Source organism: Nitrospirillum viridazoti CBAmc, from assembly GCF_000730165.1.
GTDB lineage: Bacteria > Pseudomonadota > Alphaproteobacteria > Azospirillales > Azospirillaceae > Nitrospirillum > Nitrospirillum viridazoti.
Genome location: NZ_CP022112.1, coordinates 1310757 through 1325856, shown reverse-complemented (window position 1 = coordinate 1325856; position 15100 = coordinate 1310757). Strand labels below are relative to the sequence as shown.

Below are 15100 nucleotides of genomic sequence, written 5' to 3'. Positions count from 1 at the left end.
TCTTCAGGCTGGGCGCACCAGGATGAAACTGGCGTCGTCTGACCGCTTCAGCCGCAGATGGCCATGGTGGGGATCGTCCGCGGCCTCGATGCGCCGCAGGTCCCGCAGGGCGGATTCCGCCTTGGCTTGATCGTCCAGGCCCAGGAAATCCGCCGCCGTCGCCCGGCCGAACATGTCGATCAGGCGCAGGAAGCCGTCACTGGCCAGCGCCACTGGGCCGCCGTCCACTGGGATGGTGGCACGGTCGACATGGGCCAGGGCGTCCGTGTCGGTGCTCAGCACCCAATAGCCGCCTCCGGCGTTCATGCAGCGGCGGTTGGCGCGCAACTGGTCCACCACCTGGTCCCACAGGCCCGCCGGTGTCAGGTCGGGCGCCTCATCCAGCGCCCGGCGGGCGGCGGCCAGGGTGCGTTCCTCGAAGGCGGGAATGGCGGAGGCGCCGAAGACGCGGGCTTGGCCGTCCTCGGCGCGGTGGATGATCTGGCAGTCGCCCAGGGTGGTCATCTCCAGCCGCTCGCCCAACCGCCGCAGCAGGGCGAAGGCGGCGGACGGCCGCTCGTGCCACGCCCGGGGAACATCGCGCGTCGCCTGGGCGAAGGCCTGGGTGCAGTCCTCCACCACCCGGCGCAGCACGGCATCGGTGGGCAGGTGCCCGCTGTCGGGAAGGACACGGCGCAGGGTCTGGTCCACGGCGCGGGCGAACCAGGCGGCGTCGCTCAAGCCCTCGATGGTGGCGCCGCTGACGCCCGTGGCCCCGTCAATGACCCAAGCCCAATCACCGTGATGGCCGGCCGCGTCCTCGTTGGGCAAGGGGCCGCCGGCATCCGAAATCAACGCGCAGACCTGCAGCAACCGTTCCTCCTCCTTGCCCGTGATGGCCTGGGCCCGTGGCGGCCTGGCCTCGCGTCTCTGCCTCGCGTCCCGGGCCACCCGTTTTCCGCGATCCGGGCCAGTCTCTTCGCCGCCTTAAATCTTTTCCACCCATATCGTGTGAATTTAGTGATGTCTTTATGGTATTAATCTGGTACACATCTGGGCACGACATCCTTCCCGCCTGGGGCTCAACGGGCCGCCCCTGTATGACAATAAACGGTCGGAGGTGTACGTTGTTCAAACCATTGCATGACCAGTCTGACCAGATACATCCAATATGGCTATGGTTGGATCCGACAACCCGGTGCAATTTGTCCTGTCGTCTTTGCTATACAAAGCAAAGCCATGGGAAATTGGATCTGGAGCCTGATGATCTTGAACAAGTACTGATAAAACTGGCCACGTCATCAGCGATGAAGGTCAAGGGAATACACCTGAATTGGCGTGGTGAACCCTTGATGAATCCGTATTTCGCTGAATTGTTGGCCATTACGCGGCGACTTTTGCCCCACTCCCCCCTCCAATGGCATACAAATGGTACGCTGCTGACGCCCAAACGGGTTAAGGAAATTCTGGCGGTGCCTTACTCCCACACCATTTACGTGTCCATCGATGGCGGCAACCAGGCCAGCCATGATTTGAACCGGGGTGAGGGCTCGTTCCAGAAGACCATGCGCGGCCTGCGGACCTTGCTGGACTTGCGCGGCCGGGACCATGGCCATGTCCGCGTGGGGGTGTACCAGATCGACCTCAACGAACCGCTTGAGGACTATGATTCGGAGTTCCTGGAGCTGGTGGCGCGGGTGGACAACCATGTGAAGGTCACGCCCCTGCTGCCGGGCGGCGCCCACCACAAGATCCGGGAGCTGGATGACCTGGAAAGTGACGAGGCGCTGCACCGGCGCATGTCGCAGGACATCAACCCGTCCCTGCCCGTGCCCACCGGCGCCTGCTTCTGGGCTGGCCACACCCTGTGCATGGCTCCGGATGGCGAGACGTCGATCTGCGTGATCAGCCACGGCGCCCAGGGCGTCGTCGGCAACCTGATGACGGAGACGGCCGAAACCGTGGTGGGCCGCGCCGTCGACTTCCGGCGCCGCATGGCGGAGGACGGGCGGCAATCCATCCTGCTCTGCGCCGGCTGCCGCAAGCCGGAGGGTGAGATCCACGCCAAGCATACCGCCGCGTTGCGGCGTGCGGACGGGCGCGAGCCTGCCCGCCAATACGCCTGACGCCGGGATGGTGCGCGGGCGTGATACAGTGAAGAACCTTTGGGAACTCAGGGAGATTGATGAATGCAACCGATGTGGGCCATCGGCCTGATGACGGGCACAGTGCTGGACGGGATGATCGATATCGCGTGCATCCGCACGGATGGCGTCCATGTGTTCGACTTTGGTCCTTGGAAATTGGCCCCTTATCCGACGGACCTGCGCGGCCTTTTGGGGGAGGCGGTGGCCCAGGCGCTCACCTGGCGCTTCGAGGGCGCGGAGCCCCCGATTTTCGCTGAGGCGGAACGGGCCCTGTCCCGCGCCCAGGCCGAGGCGGTGGCCCAGTTCCTGGCTGAGAACGGCATGCGGCCGGATGAGGTGGCGGCCGTCGGCTTCCACGGCCAGACGGTGCTGCACCGCGCGCCGGTTCCCGGCCGCTTCGGCGACACCCGCCAGTTGGGCGACGGTCAGCTGATGGCGGACATCCTGGGCATCGACGTCGTCTATGACTTCCGCACTGCCGACATGCGCGCGGGCGGCCACGGCGCGCCCCTATCCGCCAGCTACCACGCCGCCCTGCTGAAGCGGGTCCACGCCGGGCCTGAGGTCGCGGCCCTGAACCTGGGTGGCGTGGGCAACGTCACCTGGTGGGACGGCAAGGACCATTTCGAGGCCTTCGACACCGGCCCGGCCAATGGTCCCATCAATGACTGGATCATGCGCCACGGGGCTGGGGAGATGGATGTGGACGGCGCCATCGCCCGGCGCGGCCGGGTGGATGAGGCGCGGCTGGCCCGCCTGTTGGACCATCCCTACCTGTCGGCGGCATACCCGAAGTCGCTGGACCGCTACGACTTCACCGCCGACATGGCCGATGGCCTGTCGCTGGAGGATGGCGCCGCCACCCTGACCGCTTTCACGGCGGGCACGGTTGGGCGCTCGCTGGACCTGCTGCCCACCCGCCCGACCAAGCTGATCGTCTGTGGCGGCGGCCGCAAGAACCCGGCCATCATGGCCGCCCTGGGCGAGCGTGCCAAGATCGAGGCCGTGCCGGCCGAGGCGGTGGACTGGCGCGGCGACGCGGTGGAGGCGGAGTGTTTCGCCTATCTCGCCGCCCGCGTGCTGGCCGGCCTGCCCATCAGCTTCCCCAAGACCACGGGGGTTAAGGCGCCCATGACGGGCGGCATCGTGGCGCGGCACAAGCGCTGAGGGCAGGGGCGGACCCCATGACCGACCTAGCCGACCCCACCGTATTCACCGTCGCGGACATCGACGCCGCCGCCGCGGCGCTGGAGGCGGAGTTCGCCGGGCTGGACGATTGGTCCGCCCGCCTGAAGCACCTGATGGACCTGGGCCGCGCCCTGGACGGCATCCCGCCGCAGCAGCGCCGGGACCAGGACCAGGTCACCGGCTGCCAGTCGCAACTGTGGCTGGTGATCGAGCGGACGCCGGCGGCCCTGCGTATCCGGGCGGATTCCGACGCCCTGATCATGCGGGGCCTGCTGGCCCTGGTGCTGCGGCTGTATGACGGCCGGCCGCCCGCCGCGATCCTGGCCCACAGTCCAGCGGTGCTGGACCGGCTGGCCGTTGGGCGCAACCTCGCGCCCAGCCGGGCCAACGGCGTGCATCTGATCGTGAAGCGCATCCGCGAGGCCGCCGCCGCGGCCTGAGCCATCAAGAAAACCGGAACCGGAGGCCTGGGTGATGTCGACCGTTCCTGATGAGGCCAGTTTCTATCGGCGCCAGGTGGTGTTGCCGGAGATCGGCGCCGCTGGCCAGGCCCGGCTGAAGGCTGCGCGCGTGCTGGTCATCGGCGCCGGCGGCTTGGGCTCCCCCCTGCTGATGTACCTGGCCGGGGCGGGGGTGGGCACGCTGGGCTTCGCTGATTACGACTGTGTCGAGCCGTCCAACCTGCATCGCCAGATCCTGCACGGCGTCGACCGGCTGGACATGCCCAAGGTGCGGAGTGCCGCCCTCACGCTGGCCCGCATCAACCCGCATGTGCGGCTGGTGGAACACGCGGTGCCGGTGAACGCGGGGAACGCGGACGCGCTGGTGGCCCAGTACGACATTGTGGCCGACGGCTGCGACAACTTCGCCACCCGCGACGCGGTGCATGCCGCCTGCCGCCGGGCCGGCATCGTCCTGGTCAGCGCCGCCGTGCAACTGGCCGACGGCATCCTGACCACCTTCAAATCCCATTTGGGGGGCTCTCACCCCTGCTTTCGCTGTCTCTATCCCGAGGTGCCGGCGCTGGCGCCCAGCTGTTCGGAAATCGGCGTGCTGGGCCCGGCGGTGGGCGTCATGGGCGCCCTGCAGGCCATCGAGGTGATCAAGGAGATTCTGGGCGTGGAGCCCAGCCTGTCCGGCACCCTGGCGATGTATGACGCCTGGAGCTGCGACGTCACCAAGGTGGAACTGCCACGCCGGGAGAATTGTCCCTGCTGCGGGGCGGCCCAGGAAGGAAAAGCCGGTCAGCCGCCGGTGACGGGCGGGAACAGGACCACCTCATCCGTCGCCGTCAGCGGATGCGATTTCTCGACATAGCGGCGGTTGACGGTGTAGCGCAGGCTGCCCTGCGCGGTGGCGATTTCCGCCAGGGCCGGATGCCGGCCAGACAGGTAATCGATCAGATCGTTCACCGTGTTACAGTTCTGCGGCAAGTCTATTTGTTCCGATGCGGTGCCGGTCTTGGCGCGAAGCCAGGAAAAATAAGCGATGCGCATGGCTGCCTCCTGTTTCGGATACTATTGCTCATCGGCATGATGATTTCAACAGCCTATCGTGTCTGGTCGTTCTATAGAAAAAGGCGAGGTGACTATGCTGGGATCACTTGACGGTATTCGCGTTCTTGACATGACGCGATACATCGCCGGTCCGTTCTGCGGCCAGCTGATGGGCGATCTGGGCGCCGACGTGGTGAAGGTGGAACGCATCGATGGGGGCGAGGACGGCCGCCGCGTGGGGGAGGCTGTGGCCGGCGACACCCTGTTCTTCCTGTCCGCCAACCGCAACAAGCGCGGCTTCGCCGTCGATTTCCGCGACCCGAACGGCCAGGCCCTGATCCGCCGCCTGGCGGCCAAGGCCGACATCCTCATCGAGAATTTCCGGCCGGGCACGCTGGAGGGCATGGGCCTGGGCTGGGATGTGCTGAGCGAGGCCCACCCCGGCCTGATCCTGGTGCGCGTCACCGGCTTCGGGCAGAAGGGGCCGCTGGCGCAGCATCCCTGCTTCGACGGCGCCGCCCAGGCCATCAGCGGCATCATGAGCATGACCGGCGCCCATGACGGCCCGCCCACCATGTCCGGTGTCTTCGTCTGTGATTACACCACCGCCCTCTATGCCACCATCGGCGCCCTGGCCGCCCTGCAGGCGCGGGGGAAGACGGGGCGGGGCCAGGTGGTGGAGGCGACGCTGATGGACAGCGGGATGGCGCTGATGACCACGGCTATCCCGGAATATCTGCTGAACGGGGCGGCGCCGCCGCGCCTGGGCAACCGCGACCGCTACCTCTCGCCCTCGCATTGCTTCCGCGCCCGCGATGGCGTCTGGATCTACGTCGTGGCCGGCAACGACGCCCACTTCCCCCGCTTCGCCAATGCCATGGGCATGCCGGGCCTGGTGCAGGACCCGCGCTTTTCCACCTTCGTGGCGCGCAACGCCAATGTCGGCCTGTTGGAAAGCATCATCAACGAATGGGCGCTGACCCTGGACGGCGAAACCATCCTGGCCCGCCTGCATGAGGCCGAGGTGCCGTGCGAGCGGGTGGCGACCATCGCTGATGTCGTCACCAATCCCCAGGTGGTGGCGCGCGAGCAGATCATCAACGTGCCCCATCCCGTCCTGGGCTCCGTCCCCTTCCAGGCGCCGGCCGTGCGCCTGTGGGAAACGCCCACCAGCGTGCGCCACGGCGCCCCGGCCATCGGTGAGCACAGCGGCGACATCCTGAAGGAATGGCTGGGCGCCGACGATGCGGAGGTCGAGCGGCTGCGCGACCAGGGCACCATCTGAACGGCCGGGAGCCAGGGAAGGGAGGCGGTGATGGACGGAACCGTGACGACCCCATACGACGTCGACCGCCTGCGCGCCGACTTCCCCATCCTGTCGCTGGAGGTCGAGGGCGGGCCGCTGGTCTATCTGGACAACGCCGCCTCGGCGCAGAAGCCGCGCGCGGTGGTGGACCGCATGACCCAGGCCATCTACGCCGAATACGCCAATGTCCATCGTGGGTCCCACACCCTGGCCAACCGGGCGACGGACGGGTTCGAGCGGGCGCGGGACAGCGTCCGCGCCTTCCTGAACGCGGAAAGCGCGGAGGAGATCGTCTTCACCAAATCGGCGACGGAGGCCATCAACCTGGTGGCCCACGCCTTTGGCGAGGCCATCGTCCAGCCGGGGGACGAGATCGTGCTCTCGGTCATGGAGCATCACGCCAACATCATCCCCTGGCATTTCCTGCGTGAGCGTCACGGCGCCGTGCTGAAATGGGTGGATGTGGATGAGGAGGGCGGCCTGGCGCTGGACGCGGTGGAACGGGCGCTGACGCCCCGGACGCGGCTGGTCGCCATCACCCACATGTCCAACGTCCTGGGCACGGTGACGCCGCTGCGCGACATTGTGCGCCTGGCCCACGGCCGGGGCATCCCCGTGCTGGCCGATGGCACGCAAGGGGCCGTCCACCTGGGCGCGGACGTGCGCGACCTGGATGTCGATTTCTATGTCCTGACGGGTCACAAGCTCTACGGCCCCACCGGCATCGGCGCCCTCTACGGCAAGGCGGCGTGGCTGCGGCGGTTGCCGCCCGTGCTGGGTGGGGGCGAGATGGTGCGCCAGGTGACGCGCGACACCGTCACCTATGCCGAGCCGCCCCACCGGTTCGAGGCCGGTACCCCGCCCATCGTCGAGGCCATCGGCTTGGGCGCCGCCCTGGACTACCTACGCGGCGTGGGTCCCGCCGCCATCGCCGCGCATGAGGCGGGGTTGCTGGCCTACGCGCAGGAGCGTCTGGCCGCCATCCCCTCACTGCGCCTGATCGGCACGGCGGCGGGGAAGGGGCCCATCCTAGCCTTCACCCTGGGCGGCGCCCATCCCCTGGATGTCGCCACCATCCTGGATGGCTTCGGCGTTGCCGTGCGCGCCGGCACCCATTGCGCCCAGCCGCTGCTGGCCCGCTTCGGTGTCACCGCCACCTGCCGCGCCTCCTTCGCGCTGTACAACACGCCTGCCGAGGTCGACCGCCTGGCCGACGCCCTGCTGGCCGCGCGGGACATGCTGGGCTGACTGGTCTTAGGTGTCTGGCGTCAATGTAGACCAATAGAGTCCACCTCTTGGTCGGCATCTCTCTCTGTCGACGCAGATCTATCCGGAATCCCTTCGCCTTATTGCTAGCATGGTAGGGAATCTGCAACGAAGCGCTTGACGCAAGTTGGCTTCGATTGGTATTAATCGGCGAGAGATATGCCGCAAAGTGGTATGTCCACGATCAAAAAACAGGGGGGCTTGGAGCATGCGGAACAAACATTGGCGTGCCGCGTTGGCGGCACCGTTGCTTTTCCTGCCGGCGCTGGCCGGCGGCGCCTACGCGCAAACCACCGCCACGGCCGGCGCCGAGCCGGCGGATTCCGGCCTGGAAGAAATCGTGGTGACGGGCACGCGCATTCCCCGGCCCAGCCTGACGGCGGCCAGCCCGGTGGCCTCGACCTCGTCGGAGGACATTCGCCTGCAGCAGGCGCTGACGGTGCAGGATTTCTCGACCAAGCTGCCGCAGCTGGCGGGTGGCGTGCGCGCCTCATCCCAGGGCAGCGATGCCTTCGGCGCCCAGGTCTTCGACCTGCGCAACTTCGGGCAAAGCCGGTCGCTGGTGCTGATCGACGGCACCCGTGCCACGCCGTTCAGCTTCCGCAACTCCGTCGACGTCGGCAGCATCCCGGTGGCGCTGATCAAGCGGGTGGACGTGCTGACGGGCGGTGCGGCCGCGGTCTACGGCGCCGATGCCGTGGCCGGCGTGGTGAACTTCATCCTGGATCGCGATTTCGAGGGTATCGAGGGCACGGTCACCGACCGCAGCGCCCAGCATGGCGGCTCCGAATACGGTGCCGACCTGACCTTCGGCGGCAACATCAACAACGGCCGCGGCCATGTCGTCGTCGCCTTGAACTACACCAAGCGGGATGAGGTGGATTCCGGGTCGCGCAAATGGGCGCTGACCCCCGCCAGCACCATTCCCAACGTGGGCGGCGTCTTCACCGATGTGGCCAGCGGGCGCAAATTCGGCTTCGACGGCAGCGGCCAGTTCACCACCAGCCCGTCCGCCACCTCGAACATCAGCAGCGAATACCCGCTGATCGAGCCGCTGAACCGCTACAACGCCACCGCCCTTTACCACTATGACCTGTTCGACAATGTCGAACTCTACGGCCGCGCCATGTACACCCGCGCGAAGACGGAGGAGTCGGGCACGCCCGGCCCCAATCCGCCGTCCATCGACCAGGTCGTTTCCATCAGCCAGAACAACCCCTTCCTGACGCCGCAGATCGCCAACCAGCTGACCTTCGTCAACGGCACGGCGCAGATGCGCATCACCCGGTCGCTGGCCGAGCTGGGCCTGATCACCTATCACACCGATCGCGAGACGGAGCAGGTCCAGACCGGCCTGCGCGGCGATATCACCAAGAACATCAAGTGGGATGCCTATGTGCAGTACGGCCGTTCCACCGAAGATTCGCCCATCACCGGCGACGGCCTGGTCACCAGCGCCGCCGGCGTGAACAACGTCGCCTCGCTGGCCAACACCATCGACTTCTTCGGCCCCAACCAGTCCAGCGTGAAGCAGCTGGGCCTGACCTTCGACGCCTTCCATCGCACCCGCGAGCAGCTGATCGGCTCGGGCGTGCTGAGCGGCACCTCGGCCGACCTGTTCTCCCTGCCGGCGGGCCCGGTGGGCTTTTCCCTGGGCTATGAGTACCGCAACGAGACCGGCAACTACACGCAGGATTCCGCCCTGCTGACGGGCAACACCTTCCGCCAGGGTGTGCAGGCCGCCTACAGCGGCAGCTTCGACGTGAAGGAAATATACGGCGAATTGCTGGTGCCGGTCCTGAAGGACCTGCCGCTGATCAAGGGCTTCGACGTCGGCGGCGCCTACCGCTACTCCGAATACTCGCTGTGGGGGGCCGACGGCACGCCCAAGGGCGAATTCACCTGGACGGTGGATGACAACATCCGTTTCCGCGGCACCATGCAGCGCGTCATCCGCACGCCGAACTTCAGCGAATACGCGGCCGCCACCTCGTCCCTGCCGTTCAACAACCTGGTGACGGTGGCCCGCCTGGCGCCGCGCTACGCCGGCGATCCCTGCGTGCTGGGCACCGGCAACGCCGCGCAGTGCGCCCGCTTCGGCGCGCCGGCGGTGGGCTCCACCAATTCCTTCGCGCCGTCGTACCTTGAGGGCCAGTATTTCTACGGCGGCAACGCCAACATCCAGCCGGAAACCGGCCAGACCAAGACCATCGGGGCGGTCATCACCCCCACCTTCATTCCCCACCTGAACATCACGGTCGACTATTACCAGCTGAACCTGACCGGGGCGATCGGCGTCATCCAGCCGGTCAACGCCCTGACCAGCTGCTACATCACCAACCCGACGGCCAACAACCCGCTGTGCAAGCTGGTCTCGCGCAACCCGGCCAACGGCCACCTGGCGAACGCCTATGTCAACAACCAGAACCTGGGCCTGCTGGATCAGAAGGGTTTCGACATCGGCATGACCTACTTCGTGGAGCCGGACTGGCTGCCTGGTGCTGGCCTGCAATTCGCCTACCAGGCCAATATCGTCTCCACATACCTGTTCCAGCCCAACGCCGCCGTGGCCACGCTGGAATGCGCCGGCACCTACGGCGCCACCTGCTCCAGCGACGGCACCACGCTGGTGCAGCCGGACTACCGCCACAACGCCAGTGTCAGCTGGCTGTTCGATGACGCCATGGTCCGCCTGGCCTGGACGCGCATCGGCTCGGTGCGCAACAGTGCCCCGGGGCAGAACGGCACCATCGCGGCCCAGAACTACTTTGACCTGACGGGTTCGTACAAGCTGACCAAGGACATCTCGGTGTCCGGTGGCATCCAGAACATCCTGGACAAGGACCCGCCCTTCGTCGCCGGCGGCGTGTTCAACACCTTCCCCGACACCTACAATGTCGAGGGCCGCGTGTTTTCCATCGCGCTGACGTTCCGCCAGTAAGGGGAAGTTGGCGGGCATCGCCATCTGGTGGTGCCCGCCGGCGGCCGCAAATCGAAGGGTTCCCCGTATCGGGGGGACAAGGTGTTGGGGGTGGTATGAGTGGCGCTTTCTCTGGCTGGGACTGGATGGTCGTCGGCCTGTATTTCCTGGCCGTCGCCGGCGTGGGCTACGCCGTCAACCGGCAGGACAGCGGCGACGCCCGGGATTATTTCCTGGCGTCGGGACAGGTTCCGGCCTGGCTGGCCGCCATCTCCGTCCTGGCCACCACCCAGTCCGCCGCCACCTTCCTGGGCGGTCCCGACTTCGGCTATCGCGGTGATTTCACCTATCTCAGCACCTTCCTCGGCGCCTTCCTGGCGGTGGTGATCGTCGCCCACGTCTTCATCCCCCGCTTCTACGCCAACAACGTCACCACGGTGTATGAGCTGCTGGGCCAGCGCTTCGGCCCGTCGGCCATGAAGGCGGCGGGCGGCATGTTCCTGGTGGGCCGCATCATCGCCGGCGGCGCCCGCCTGTATCTGGCGGCTATCGCCGTGGCCATGATCATCTTTGGCACCGTCACGGCGGCCAATGTCTCCGTCGCGTCTGCCTTCCTCATCCTGGCGTCCTTCCTTTTCGCCTTTCACAAGGGGCTGAAGGCCATCGTCTGGATCGACCTGCTGCAGTTCATCGTCTATGTCGGCGCCGCCATCGGCATTACGCTGCTGCTGCTGCACCGCTTGGACATGCCGCTGGGCGACATGATCCAAACCCTGTCGGCGGCCCCGGATGGCCATGACAAGCTGCGCCTGTTCGACCTCACGGCCAGCCTCTCCGCCCCGTTCAGCCTGTGGGCGTCGCTGACCGGCATCGTGCTGCTGTTCATCGGCAACTATGCGCTGGACCAGGACACGACGCAGCGCCTGCTGGCCTGCCGCGACGCGCGCACCAGCGCCAAGGGCCTGTACCTGTCCATCGCCGCCGCCATCCCCATCGTCTGGCTGTTCATCGCCATCGGCAGCCTGCTCTACCTGTTCTATCGCGGGCCCGCGGCGGCCGGCGCCGGGCCCGCCCGCGCCTTCCAGGGCGAGGACATCACCGTCCTTATGCACTTCATCCTGACGGAGGCGCCGGCCGGCATCCGCGGCATGATGGCCATCGGCGTCATCGCCACAGCGGTGGGCACCACCATGTCGGCGCTGAACGCCATGTCGTCGGTGCTGATCCAGGATTTCTACCGCCCCTGGCACGCCGCCAGGCACCAGGCGGGTGAACACCATTACGTCATGGCCGGCCGCTTCGGCATGGCGGCGGTCAGTGCCGCCACCCTGGTCATGGCCATCGGCTCCTACTACTGGCAGCACTACACCCGGGCGCCGCTGCTGGACTTCGTGCTGTCGGTCATGAACTTCGCCTATGCCGGGCTGCTGGGTGTCTACTTCACCGCCCTGTTCACCAAGCGGGGCTCCAGCGTCTCGGTCATGGTGGCGCTGGCCGGCGGCTTCCTCGTCGTGCTGGCCCTGCAGCCCGCCGTGGCCCGGGCCCTGTCCCTGCCGGCGGGCCTGCAGAACCTCGCCTTTCCGTGGCAGCTGTGCGTGGGAACGCTGGCCGCCTTCGCCCTATGCGCGTGCGGACGCGCCGTCCGCCAGACGGATGGCGCCACGCGGCGCGCGCGCCTTCAGGAGATTTGAATGTCCACCGAAACCTACGGCCGACGCTTCGTCGAGATCGCCGAATGGCCGACCAAGGTCGCGCTGGAGGCGATGCTGGAGGGGCAGCTTGCCGCCGTGTCCTCCGTTTACGGCCAGCTGGACCGCATCGCCGCCGCCAGCGAGGCGGCGGCCGACCGGCTGCGTGACGGCGGGCGCATCGTCTACATGGGCGCCGGCACCTCCGGCCGCATCGCGGTGCAGGATGGCGTGGAACTGACCCCCACCTACAATTGGCCGGCCGACCGTCTGGTGTTCGTGCTGGCGGGCGGCACCCTGGCCGTGACGGAAAGCGTGGAGGGGGCGGAGGATGATGAGGCTGACGCCCGCGCCCAGATCGCGGCGGCCGCTCTGGGCCCCAGCGATGTCGCCATCGGCGTGGCCGCCAGCGGCCGCACGCCCTTCACCGTGGCGGGCATAGCGGCGGCGCGGGCGGCCGGCGCCCTGACCATCGGCATCGCCAACAATCCCGGCAGCCTGCTGCTGAGCTCCAGCGACCACCCCATCCTGGCGGAGACGGGGGGCGAGCCTGTCGCCGGGTCCACCCGCATGAAGGCGGGCACGGCGCAGAAGGTGGTCCTTAACCTTTTATCCACGACAATGATGCTAAGATTAGGGCTGGTCTACCGCGGCCTGATGGTGGACATGCGGGTTTCCAACGAAAAGCTGGCGCGCCGTGCCTGCGGTATCGTACAGGAATTGACGGGTGTCTCCGAAGTAGAGGCGGAGGACGCGCTGAAGGTTTCGGACTATAACATCCGCAAGGCCGTCCTTGTCGCTTCGGGGCGCCCCCCGGTGGAGGCCGACGCACTCTTGTCGCTATATCCGAAAGACCTGAAGTCGGCCTTGGCCCATGGTCCCCTTTGACGTCTAACCATCCCCATTTTTTGACCCTCTCCATCTTTGCGATATGTGATCCCGATGCGCGATAAACTGGCCCCCCAGCCCGAAGACAGCACCCCGATTTATTTGCAGCTCGCGCGGAAACTGCGGGAACAGATCGCATCGGGCAGTATCGACCCCGGCAACGCCCTGCCGTCGGAACGTAATCTCAGCGACCTGACCGGCATGTCGCGGGTGACGATCCGCAAGGCCATCGACAAGCTGATCGAGGAAGGGCTGCTGTTCCGCAAGCACGGGTCGGGCACCTTCGTGGCGCCGCGGATAGAGGCCCCGGCCTTCCTCAGCGGCTTCAGCGACGATGCCCGCCGGCGCGGCGACAAGCCCGGCGTCATCTGGATGATGAAGGCCTACGCCAGCCCCACGGAGGATGAGGCGGCCATGCTGGAGATCCCGGTGGTGACCAAGGTGGCGCGGCTGAGCCGCATCCGCCTGTCGGATGGGGAACCGCTGGCCATAGAGCATGCGGTCGTGCCGGCGCGCTTCCTGCCGGCGCTGGAGGAACTGGGCGATTCCCTGTACGAGGCCCTGGGCACCCACGGCTATCGCCCGGTGAAGGGCCAGCAGCGCATCCGCGCCTCGCTCGCCACGCCGACGGAGGCCGGCATCTTCTCCGTCAAGGAGAATGCCGAGGTGCTGCGCATCGAGCGCGTCACCCGCCTGGGCGATGGCACGCCGGTGGAATTCACCCGCTCGGCCTATCGCGGCGACCGCTATGAGTTCATGAGCGACCTGCGCTGCGAATGACGCCCGTCGGCCGGTCTGGTGGTTAGAGCGGGGGCGCGGCTGACAGCCGCCAATACCGCATCACAAGCCATAACGGGCGGGGCGCCCGTCTCTCGCTTACTGATTTCGCCGTGGGACTATCCTCTGCGGAAAAGGGAAGCGATCGATGAATTTCCCCCCGGCGACACGCCGTCATTTCCTGGCCGCCACGGCGGCGGCCGGCGCCCTCGGCGCCCTGCCCGGCGCGGTACGGGCCGCCACGGGCGACGAAGCCATCCGCCCGTTCAAGGTCCAGATCCCGGATGAGGCGCTGGCCGAGATGAAGAGGCGTGTCAACGCCACCATCTGGCCCGAGGCCGAGACCGTGCCCGACGACAGCCAGGGGGTCAGGCTGGCCACCATGCAGTCGCTGCTGCGCACCTGGGGCACGGATTACGACTGGCGCAAGCTTGAGGCCAAGCTGAACGCGCTGCCCATGTTCATCACCGAGATCGACGGGCTGGACATCCACTTCATCCATGTGAAGTCCCGGCACCCCAAGGCCCTGCCCATGATCATGACCCATGGCTGGCCGGGGTCCATCCTGGAGTTCCTGAAGGTCATCGACCCGCTGACCAACCCCACGGCTCATGGTGGCAGCGCCGACGACGCCTTCCACCTGGTCATTCCCTCCATTCCCGGTTTCGGCTTTTCGGGGAAGCCCTCGGCGAAGGGCTGGGGGTCCGACCATGTCGGTCGCGCCTGGGGCACGCTGATGCGCCGCCTGGGGTATGAGCGTTACGTTTCCCAGGGCGGCGACTGCGGTTCCGTCATTTCGCAGCGCATGGCCCTGCAGAACGTGCCCGGCCTGATGGCCATCCACCTCAACATGCCGGGCACGGTGCCGAAGGAGATCGCGGCCATCCTGAAGGCCGGTGGCCCGGCCCCGGTGTCGCTCACCCCCCAGGAGCGGGCGGCCTTCGACGCGCTGGAGACCTTCTACCGCGACAGCTCCGGCTATGCCGACATGATGGTCACGCGGCCGCAGACCATCGGCTATTCCCTGCTGGACAGTCCGGCCGGCCTGGCCGCCTGGATGTACGACAAGTTCGCGACCTGGACCTACAGCGGGGGCCAGCCGGAACGCGTGCTGACGCGGGAGGAGATGCTGGACGACATCTCCCTCTACTGGCTGACTCGCACCGGGGCCTCGGCCGCGCGCATCTACTGGGAAGATCACTCCAACAACTTCAACGCCATCGAGATCAAGACGCTGCCGGTCGCCGTCACCGTCTTCCCCGGTGAGATCTATCGCGCGCCCAAGACCTGGGCGGAACGCTGCTACCACCACCTGGTCTACTTCAGCGAGGCCGGCAACGGCGGCCATTTCGCCTCCTGGGAACAGCCCGAGTTGTTCACGGCCGAGGTGCGCGCCGCCTTCCGCTCGCTGCGCTGACCGACCCTCTCTCTCCCTTTTCCCTCTC

General features: G+C 67.1%; 13 protein-coding genes. 11 read left to right on the top strand and 2 right to left on the bottom strand.

What is annotated here, in order from left to right; all coding sequences use genetic code 11:
• Positions 1-3: 3 nt before the first annotated feature.
• On the bottom strand, positions 4-852 hold the full coding sequence (locus tag Y958_RS27255) for a protein phosphatase 2C domain-containing protein (protein WP_186291521.1): 849 nt from the start codon (positions 850-852) through the stop codon (positions 4-6).
• Positions 853-1010: 158 nt separating this feature from the next.
• On the opposite strand from Y958_RS27255, the gene Y958_RS27250 reads away from it, so the two are divergent.
• The 4 genes from Y958_RS27250 (at position 1011) to Y958_RS27235 (ending at position 4631) form a co-directional block, all read left to right on the top strand.
• A complete protein-coding gene (locus Y958_RS27250; protein ID WP_088874984.1) occupies positions 1011-2105 on the top strand; it encodes a radical SAM protein in 1095 nt (364 codons plus the stop codon).
• 72 nt (positions 2106-2177) lie between these two features.
• Positions 2178-3293: an anhydro-N-acetylmuramic acid kinase gene (locus Y958_RS27245; RefSeq protein ID WP_211098803.1), complete on the top strand. Its 1116-nt coding sequence runs from the start codon at positions 2178-2180 to the stop codon at positions 3291-3293.
• Positions 3294-3310: 17 nt separating this feature from the next.
• A complete protein-coding gene (locus Y958_RS27240; protein ID WP_088874982.1) occupies positions 3311-3754 on the top strand; it encodes a SufE family protein in 444 nt (147 codons plus the stop codon).
• 34 nt (positions 3755-3788) lie between these two features.
• Positions 3789-4631 (top strand): HesA/MoeB/ThiF family protein, encoded by an 843-nt coding sequence (locus Y958_RS27235; RefSeq protein WP_088874981.1) that lies wholly within the window; start codon positions 3789-3791, stop codon positions 4629-4631.
• Here Y958_RS27235 and moaD read toward each other — a convergent pair.
• The gene (moaD, locus tag Y958_RS27230) at positions 4559-4810 is read right to left on the bottom strand and encodes a molybdopterin converting factor subunit 1 (protein ID WP_088874980.1); all 252 of its coding nucleotides are present in this window, start codon (positions 4808-4810) and stop codon (positions 4559-4561) included. The two genes, Y958_RS27235 and moaD, sit on opposite strands and share 73 nt — an antisense overlap.
• Positions 4811-4940: 130 nt before the next feature.
• Between moaD and Y958_RS27225 the strand changes: the two genes are divergently transcribed.
• The 7 genes from Y958_RS27225 (at position 4941) to Y958_RS27195 (ending at position 15072) form a co-directional block, all read left to right on the top strand.
• Positions 4941-6095: a CaiB/BaiF CoA transferase family protein gene (locus tag Y958_RS27225; RefSeq protein WP_186291519.1), complete on the top strand. Its 1155-nt coding sequence runs from the start codon at positions 4941-4943 to the stop codon at positions 6093-6095.
• Between the two features lie 30 nt (positions 6096-6125).
• Complete coding sequence (locus Y958_RS27220; RefSeq protein ID WP_088874978.1) at positions 6126-7364, top strand: cysteine desulfurase; 1239 nt, start codon at positions 6126-6128, stop codon at positions 7362-7364.
• A gap of 226 nt (positions 7365-7590) precedes the next feature.
• Positions 7591-10323, top strand: coding sequence for a TonB-dependent receptor plug domain-containing protein (locus tag Y958_RS27215; protein WP_088874977.1), 2733 nt, complete (start codon positions 7591-7593; stop codon positions 10321-10323).
• A gap of 95 nt (positions 10324-10418) precedes the next feature.
• On the top strand, positions 10419-11993 hold the full coding sequence (locus Y958_RS27210; RefSeq protein WP_088874976.1) for a sodium:solute symporter family transporter: 1575 nt from the start codon (positions 10419-10421) through the stop codon (positions 11991-11993).
• Complete coding sequence (locus Y958_RS27205; protein ID WP_088874975.1) at positions 11994-12878, top strand: N-acetylmuramic acid 6-phosphate etherase; 885 nt, start codon at positions 11994-11996, stop codon at positions 12876-12878.
• A 54-nt stretch (positions 12879-12932) separates the two neighbouring features.
• Positions 12933-13658: a GntR family transcriptional regulator gene (locus Y958_RS32910; RefSeq protein ID WP_040844969.1), complete on the top strand. Its 726-nt coding sequence runs from the start codon at positions 12933-12935 to the stop codon at positions 13656-13658.
• A gap of 145 nt (positions 13659-13803) precedes the next feature.
• On the top strand, positions 13804-15072 hold the full coding sequence (locus Y958_RS27195) for an epoxide hydrolase family protein (RefSeq protein ID WP_088874974.1): 1269 nt from the start codon (positions 13804-13806) through the stop codon (positions 15070-15072).
• Positions 15073-15100 lie beyond the last annotated feature (28 nt).